This is a genomic window from Sebaldella sp. S0638 (genome assembly GCF_024158605.1).
GTDB lineage: Bacteria > Fusobacteriota > Fusobacteriia > Fusobacteriales > Leptotrichiaceae > Sebaldella.
In genome coordinates this window covers 1-9,660 of sequence record NZ_JAMZGM010000101.1, presented here as the reverse complement: position 1 = coordinate 9,660, position 9,660 = coordinate 1, and the positions used below count along the sequence as shown (strand labels likewise).

Annotated in this window: 3 protein-coding genes; 1 reads left to right on the top strand and 2 read right to left on the bottom strand. The window is 32.0% G+C overall.

Going from position 1 to position 9,660, the window contains the following annotated elements:
* Positions 1-39 precede the first annotated feature (39 nt).
* Positions 40-342 (top strand): hypothetical protein, encoded by a 303-nt coding sequence (locus NK213_RS17560; RefSeq protein WP_253351602.1) that lies wholly within the window; start codon positions 40-42, stop codon positions 340-342.
* Between the two features lie 35 nt (positions 343-377).
* Here NK213_RS17560 and NK213_RS17555 read toward each other — a convergent pair whose 3' ends face one another.
* Together NK213_RS17555 and NK213_RS17550 are read right to left on the bottom strand one after the other, a co-directional pair.
* Positions 378-1,004 carry a hypothetical protein gene (locus NK213_RS17555; RefSeq protein WP_253351600.1) on the bottom strand — a complete coding sequence of 209 codons (627 nt, stop codon included), beginning with the start codon at positions 1,002-1,004 and terminating at the stop codon, positions 378-380.
* A 64-nt stretch (positions 1,005-1,068) separates the two neighbouring features.
* Entirely contained in the window at positions 1,069-9,405 is an 8,337-nt protein-coding gene (locus NK213_RS17550) for a hemagglutinin repeat-containing protein (RefSeq protein ID WP_253351599.1), read from the bottom strand.
* Positions 9,406-9,660 lie beyond the last annotated feature (255 nt).

Below are 9,660 nucleotides of genomic sequence, written 5' to 3'. Positions count from 1 at the left end.
TACTTTTTTTACAAAAAAATCTATTTTTAGGAGTTATTAATGACCGAAGATAAAATAAAAGAACTTTTTGAAAAGTCACAGAAAATTAAAAATATGATGAAAAAACTAGGGATTAAAGAATATCGTGGATATTTTGTTCAGGTTACTGCTGTTGGTGAATTCCTCATGTCGGATATTATTCCTATTACTTCTTCACTTTATGATACCTATCTTGGAAATGATTTAAGCAAATTCATGCCTAGGACTACTTTTGAAATTATGGAGAAATTCGAGAAAGATATTGAAAATAATTTATTTTCGGAACTTGAAAATTTTTATTCTTTGTTTATTAAAAAATGCTGACTTTATATCAGCATTTTTTAATTTATATTATACAATTATTTATTCGAATTTAAATTCTCTGGTTTAGAGATATTTTCTAATTGTTTGTATTCTCCAATATTTATCCGTTCCATTACAAAATAATTAAAATCATCTATTATTCCTTGATTATCTCCATTTTTTTCAATAGCTATTAATATTTTGTTCAAAAATTTCTCGGTTAATTCTTTATATTCAAAAAAATTATAATAACCATACATACTGCATATTGCAATTTGAACTGATATAGAATTATAAACATCAATTTTTTCAATAATATCTTGAAAAACTTGTTTTATATTATTTGAAATTTTAACAAGTAAGTCACTAAATTTATAACACATTGAATAATCATAGAATTCCTTTTTAAACATTACTTTTAAAACCCATTTATATAATATTTTCAAATTATTCACATTATAGTTTTCTTGATATTTTGCTAACATATAAATTTCCCTTAACAACATAAAAATTTTATACTCATCTTCAACATTTAAACTTTCATACGATAATACATAGTCAATAAATTCCTTTTGACTTTTATTAGAAGTCCCTATTTCTTCTACTAATTTCGAATATTCTTCATCATCCATTAAAGCTACATCAGTATCTAACAATACTTTTAATTTTAATAGTACATCCACAATTATCTTCACCATCCTTCTATTACAATTACTACATATTAATTTTCACATCTGCTAATATTCTTCATCTCTTAGGCATTATAGGAGCACTATTGTTAATAGGGTCCGGTGTAAAATTATCCATAGTTGCATCATAAATCCCCAAAGATTTAAATATTTCAGAAATTTCCGGTGCCTGACTCGCAATTGGCTTATAATGGCCTGATCCATTATCCCAATTGATTAATTTACCGTTACTAAACTCCATAGTTCCAGCGTATTTTACAGGTTTCCCATTGCTTAAACTTGTATGTCCACCACCCATTCCTAATTTTGAATCTTTTGCCATTTGTAAATTTCCTTCTGCATCTATAACATAAGTATATTTTCCTTTAATTGTGTACCCTGTTTTCGCATCTTTATATTTTCCATCTATTAAAGTGGGTTCTTGTCGCGGACCACTATAAGGCTCTTGCAACTTGCCACGATTCTCATATAAAATTTCTTTAGAATTTTTATTAAGCTCTTCTAATAACTCATTCTTTTTAGAATTTTCATTTGCAGCTTTACCAGAATTGATTTTCAATGTCATTCCAGCTACTATTGCTGGTGTTAAAGCATTTCCAATTTCTTCTGTATATCTTACTACATTTGATTGAACTTTATAAGCATCGTATTCTGCCTGAGTTATTTTAGTTCCTATCAAACTTTTGGTATCTAAATACTCTCCCGAATTTCCTTCTATGTATTTACCCCAATTTTCAGCCACTTCATATGAAAACATTTCTGGGACTTTTCCTTCATCTATTGCTGCCTGTAAAATTATTAAATGGATTGTTTCAAGGTCTCTTGGCTTTGTTGGTAATTTTATAGTTGTGTTATTTCCTGTAGTTGATGGCTTTAGTGTAGTTGGCGGTTTCGGCTTAGTATCATTTTTACCAGAATTCTTTTCCTCCTTAACAATTATAACATTATTCAAAGAATCTCCCACACCTTTTAATGGAGCAAATGTATTTCCTGCATTCTTCATTATCTCATTATACTGACTTTCTGGTATATATTGTTTATAACATGATGGATTCGCTACTTGTACACACTTTGTATTATCTACTTTCGGATATCCTTCAATCTCATATCCATCATACTCTGATGCTAGATGATCTCTTCCTGATGATAATGCTTGTAAATTTCCATCGTCATTTAGCCATTTCGATAGATTAAATTTGTTGCTTTGCCCATCTTCTCCCAATATTTCTGTTAATCTGTCTCCTGCCACTCCAGAAGTTACCTCATCTCCTGCCTCTCTTCCTCTTCTATGATCATCTACATGATTAGGTTCATGTCCATATAAATCAGATACATTTATGCCACTAGCTAAATCCATCACATCCAGTAACAATACATCTTTTTTACCTTCCCCAAGTTGATCCCCTCGTATATAACCTGAACCATCTCCTGTTGCAACGATGACTACCTCAACATCTTTTCCTGTCATATATTTTATGTATTCTTTTGTCATCTGCTCTATTTCTTTAGCATTCTTACTGTCAGGGTCTTTTATAAACTCCATCATTTGCGGATTTTTCTCTATGTAATATTGAGCATATCTATCTGTTCTGGCCTCCTCATATCCTAATTTACTATTACTTGCCGAATCTATTATATCAAGAATACCATGCCCTGCTTTTCTCGTATCCTCGACAAACTGCTTTCTCGTTGTGTCATTCAATAAATCTGTATGAAGATTCGTATCTATCTGCTCAACAACTTCATCTTTTGTTACTACCTGAGCTTTTGAGATGTCTGTATTTATTCCAATTTCTTCAAGATTCAGCTTCTTTCCTGCTTCTGTTACCTCCGTATTAACAAATGTAGCTTTCGTATTCTGTTCTTTATCATGACTTCCATACTGAACACCTGTCTGTCCTATAGGAGCATTGTTATTTAAACCTATTCCCCCTACATTAACTCCTGCATTTTCTCCTCTGTTATAATCTTCTAGATTAGATACTACTACTTTGTTTGCGTCTATACTTAATTTACTGTCTGTATTCAAACTTCCTATTATAGAACCTGCATTTGTTAATGTTTCACCTACTGATATATTTCCACCATTATTCGCTATTATACTTGTCTGGTTATTTACCCATTTGCTCTCTGAATTATTCTGACCATAACTTACATTTCCTGTTATACTTCCTATCTGTGTCTTATTTGTTGTTGGGTCTTTCTCGCTATAACCCAAACCTGCTCCGTAGTTTTTACCTCCTGACTTAGATTCGTCCTGTAATGATATTATACTTAAATCTCGTCCTATATCAAAGTTTATTTTATCGGCTGTTACATTAGCTCCTGCAAATAATGCATCTTCTTTTGTTGTTAACTGAAATGTCCCTCCTACATTTATTATTGTGTTATCATAATATTTTGAATCTGTATTAGATTTTCCACCCGAGACATTTATTCCACCTGTTACTGTTTTTTGAGCTACATCATATCCTATACTTCCACCTGATGAGCTTGATTTTGTATTATTACTGTATGTATTCTCTCCAGCTCTTGCTTCAAAGTTCTTAGCATCTACTACAAAATTCTCTCCAACATTTACCTTCTGATTTACAAGTAATACATCTCCATCTGATTGTAGTATAAAATTCTTTCCTACATTTATATTCCCTCCTACTGAGGCACTACTTTTTGTATTTGATTCATAGCTACTCTGACTATAACTCAGTGACACATTTGCTGTTATTCCTGCAAGTCCATTTGCCGGATGAATTCCTGATACTACACTATCATATATTGACTGAGCATCATTAAAAGCACTTACTCCGCTTCTAAATAAAGTAAATCCATCTCCTGCTGAATTTAATAACTGTGAGGTATTTCCTGTTCCATATTTATCTTTATTATCATACATCCCATTTGCCTGATCTATAAAACTGCTTACTGTGGATCCTACACTGACTGATAATCCTATACTTGAACTACTTTGTTTTACTTTTTCTTCATACACTTCCTGTGCATCCAGAAGCTCTACTCCGTTTGTTCCTCTTATTACAAGATTTTCTCCAATATTAGCCTGCATTGCTTCTGTCCTTACTCTGTTCCCTGCATCTATTACTGTATTTCCTTCTGATATTATTGTAGACACTGCTACTGTTGTTCCATTACCCTGTTGCTCTAAACTACTTCTGTTGTAACTTACTCCTGCTGTTAAGCCTCCTCCTCCACTTGAGAAGTTTGTGCTAAAACCGCTTGTTTTTATTTTTGAATATGAACTATTCTCTAATGTATCTACTAATATATTTACATCATTTCCTGCTGCTAATGATATATTTCCACCTGTATTCTCTAAACTATCCTTAACTGCTATTAAGTTTGAAGCTCTCACATTTATATCATTTTCTGCATCTATTATTATATTCTTACCTATTAATGTACTTGCTGCTGCATATTCATTTGATCTTCTTGATTCTGATTCAGTATTCTCAAATGTTCCTCCATACTTTGCTTTTGCTTCTAAATATGTTGTTTCTTTCTCATTCTCTATATTTACATTTTTGGCAGTCATTTGAATTGTACCGTCTGAACCTATTGTACTTCCTTTTATATCTATATTATTTCCTGCTCCAAGTATTACATTATTTGTTCCTACTATTTCTGATCCTACTTTTTGTGTACCTTTAAAATACTGATAATTGTCTTTATCATTTCCAAATTTATCTTCTCCTGATAAAGTCGCACTTCCTATTAATATATTTTCTTTTGCATCTATTACTACTGTTTTCCCGCTTACATATCCTGCCTCTGATATATAATTCTTACCTTCTATATATGTTGTACCATCTGATTCTATACTTCCGATACTTAATATATGATCTGTTTCTGATCTGTGGAATTCTCCTTTATCCAGTAATGAGGTTCTTATACTTGAACTGTTTATTATATCTCCGTTTTCTGCTGATAAAACAACTGATTCAATTCCTCTTATTCTTCCACCTATATTTTCTATATTTCCTACTGTGGCTACTATTGTAACATCGTTTCCTTTTATTTCTGCAAGTTCATTTGTACTTGTTACATTATACACTCTTCCTGCATTTACATATGTTACTCCGCCATTTCCTATTACCTGACCATTATTTCTTAATTCATCTGCATTTATTACTGTTAGTTCAAGCCCGCCTACTTTGTTTCTACCATCTATATCTATTGTTGTAAGTGTAGCTTGACTCAGATACACCTTTGGTACCAGAACTTTTTCACCGTTTACTACTTCATATTCATACCAGATAATATCACTTTTCAAAGCTTTTACCTGATCAGGTGTTAATGCTACACCCACTGATAACTGTAAATTCTTTTGCAATTCTACTGAATTATCAAGCATGGCTTTCATTAGTTCTTTGTCACTCAGACCATTTATAAATCTTGTTCCCAGTTTATCTGATATTGCTCTTGTTACCAGAAGATACTCATAATACGCATCTCCTAATCTTCTTGCTTTGTTCCAGTCACTATTTTCATCATATCCTATTCTTGATAAATAATAATCACTTCCATAAAAGTCTCCAAGATTTATATATTTACTTCTTGTTTCAAGGAGATATTTTGATATTGAATCTCCCTGAGTTATATTATTTCCATCAGGGGCTTTAGTCATCGTGAATAAGCTGCTTACTGCTCCTAAAGGATCTATTGGAAGTATTCCTGATATTATTATTTCTGTTACCGGTGTTATGTTCTTTACTATATTTATCAATCCTGAACCATTACTTGTTCCTGTATTAACAGTTTTTCCTGCTACACTTCCTCCTGATGTTGTACTTCCGTTTATTATCTGACTTCCTGTTGGTAATTCTGCTGTAAGTATTAAAGTCCCTGTATTTATGATAAGGTTTCTTGCTTCTATTACACTTGCCTGACCTGTTACATATGATAAATCTCCGTTTTTAGTTAATCTTCTGTATCTTACAGGTCTTGTTGTACTGTTTATTCCATGCCACTCTACTTCTTCATAGCCGTCTTTAAGCTGAATTCCTGCTCCCAGTGTTGTTTCATTTCTTATTGTTGATGCTGTTAATTCTGCTGTATTTCCTGCTGAGATTTTACCATCTTTATTATTTAATTCAGTTGCTGTTATCTGTATATCATTTCCTGCTGAGATATTAGCATATGTTGTTTGGGCATTACTCTTAAGTATTCCTTTTATTGATTCTCCCGGATACATTAATGTATCTGACACTGCTACACCAAATTCTCCGTCTGTTACAAACCTTGATCTTATTTCTGCTCCATAATAGTAATCAAGTAATGAATTGAATCCTCCCTGTGCATTTGCTAATGTAAGTATTGAATTAAAGTGATTTACTCTTCCTGCATTTGATCCTGCATTTTCTTCTTTTCCAAAAGCCCAGTTATTGTTAAATTCTGCTTCTGTATAGATTTGACCGTCCCAAGTCTTGTAATATATCTCATAGTCTGTCAGACCTGTTACTTCCCCAATGTTATCTATCTTTGCTATATTTAACAATATATCATTTGAACTCTGAATTGTTCCTACACTGTTTAAAAGATAATCTCCCCTTAAATTTATAGTTCCGGTTGACAGTAACTCACCTCTTAAATTTTCAAATGTATTAAATTCTGCGTCTAAAAGATTTCCTCCATAAATTGCTTTTCCTGCATTATTCGTTATCTTCTCTGCTGCAATTAATCCTAACTGGTCTGAAAAAGCTATCAGATCATTATTTACTATATTATTTCCTGATATTCTTCCATTTTCACCTGTTATTATATAGTTATTGATTATATTCCCTGTTCCTTCTACCACTACTGTATTTGATGCAAGCTCAGTATTATTGGTAATATCTCTTCCTTTTATCTCTATATATCCTGTTCCTGTGGTTGCGCCATTATTCCAGATATCATGTCCGTGAACCTGTAACCAGTTTTCACCATGCAGGGTTCCTGTTAGAGTCAGGTTTCCTGTGCTTGTTAAGGATACATTTCCTCCTCTTATCAGATTTGTATTACTGTATCCAGACATATTATACAGCTCTATATCTGAGGATTCTATTGTACCGCTGTTTGTCAGGTTTGATCCTGATAAATTTATCTTTGTATTTGAACCTATATATCCTGTATTATTTATTGTAGTATTATTAGCTTTTATCAATTCATCCGCTGCAAGAGTTCCTGTATTTGTCAGTCCTGCTGTTATTATCTCTATATTTGTTCCGCTTATATATCCGTTATTCGTTACATTGCTTCCATTAAGTCTTGCATTATCTATTACTGTTATCTTATTGGTATTCAGTATTCCTGTATTGTTTATATCAAGCAGTGTTGTCAGTATCTCTCCCGAGTTATTAAATGATACTCCTGATGTATATATCTTTTCTACCGCTTTTAAGTTTCCGGTATTTAAAAGATTATTAGCTGTTAGCAGACCTCCTATATTCATTACACTATAATTTTCAAGATCTCCTGTTATTACAAAATTGCCATTGGTATTTATTTCTCCATGGTTTTTTGTTCCGTTATTATGAATTTCTTCTCCTGTACTTATTTTTGCTCCTGCTTTGTTTTCTAATGTTGCTGAAGTCAATTTCTTATTTGCTGTTATTTCTCCACTGTTATCAACTGTTCCTAAAGATATATTTCCTTCTGATACAAGAATTCCTGTATTTATTGTATCTTTTGCACTCAAATCTCCTGATGTTTGTATATTTCCTGTATTTGTAAGATTTTTATCCAGTGATATTCTGTCTTTTCCATAAAGGGTTCCGCTGTTATTGGTATTACCTTTTATCTTTAATTCCTTATCTGATAAAAGTCTTCCCTGATTTGTTGCATCTTTTCCTATAGTTACATTACCTTCAGCCTGGATATCTTTTTTATTTACAAGATTTCCTTTTACATTTAGACTTTCTTTGGCATATACTGTTTCTTCTGTTTCTAGATTTCCTGATATCTCTATATTTTTATCAGAGATTATTCTTCCGGTATTCTTTGCATTTCCTGCTGTTATATTCCCTTCACTCTGAATATCTCCGCTGTTATCAAGTTCTCCTTTTATATCTGACTTATTTTTCCCGTATACAGTTCCTGATGAAGTCAGTTTCCCATTAATTTCCAGTTCATCTTCTGATAGAATTTTACCTGTATTTGTTACATTCCCGCCAGTTTTTATACTTCCATTGCTCTGAATATTCCCTGTATTATTAAGTTCTTTTCCTACTGTTATACTATTTTTAGCATAAAGTAAATCCTTGTTATCTGTTTTTCCACTTACTGATATATTTCTCTCTGCTACTATCTGTCCTGATTTATTTACCAGCCCTTTTCCTATATTAATATCAGTTCCCGAATAGATATTTACTTCATTTTCAAGGTCTCCTGTTATTAATATATTGCCAGCCTGTGTACCGTTTCCTTTAAGAATTACCTTATCTGCATCTATTGTAAGATTTCCTTCTGTATATGTTGACGTATTTTGCGTATATTCTTTTCCTTTTATTTCTGTTGCTTCTTTTGACTGGGTTTTATTTGTGACTATTGTCCCATCAGCATTGATTTTCAATACACGCTCAGAAATGACATCGCCTGCAACTCCTATATTTCCATTTATTCCGACAATCTTTATCTGATTTCCATAAATACTACCAAATGCTGAAGATGATATCAAAAGTTCATTGTTATTTACCCCTTGTTTTGTATTATCTCTTGTATTTGGATTATAGTCAAAATCTCCTGCTATCAGGTCTACATCCGCATCCTTAGCATATATCTGACCGTCTATATACATTCGTTTAGATAGTAAGGCTAAATATTGTAATCCTTCTGCATTGATTCCTTCTCGACCTATATCTATTTGTCCTCCCCTAATGTTGAAAGGAAGCAAATCTCCGTTTCCATCTAAATCTACTCTTGAAGTTGTAAATATTGCTTTATCAAAGTTTATAAAGCCTGTGTTATTTAAATAAAAGCCATTTTGAGATGAAAAAATAATATCAGTCTTCTTTTCTGACATTACTTCTAACCAATTTTCTATCTCTACTCTGTTACTTCCGCCAACTCTGTTTAATATCAATCTTGCAGCCTGTTCTTTTGTCAGATTAGGGTTTGCTGCCATCATTCCTGCTAAATAACTTCTTCCTACTCCTGCTCCAAAGTTATTAAAAACAGTTGGGTCTTTTGTTCTAAACTCACTAAAATCATTAACTGAAATACCCCTAACATTAGGGGTATTTATATTTATGATATTTGCTCCATTTTGTGCTTTGTCCACACTTGTATTCTGTGGTACCCCTTTATCTACCTTTATGTCTGCAAACAACATGCTGTTTAATATTCCCAGTAAAAGACCTATTGCTATATTACGATTAACAAACTTCTTCCAATTCCTTTCTTCCATATTCCCTCCTTATTTATTGAACAAAAAAAGCAATATTCAAAAATATTAATTTAATTACAGGTTTACCTATATTTCTACTATTATTTCAATATTGCTTTTTCTCTTTTTTTTCTTTTAATTATTATATAATTTCCTTTACTCTATGTCAATAGTTTATCACTTTCTGTTAAAATGAAGATATAAAATTAGCCTCTTTCTTATTCTTCAATTCTCTCAAACGCTTCTTCTAAAGCCACATTTATCTCATCTATATCA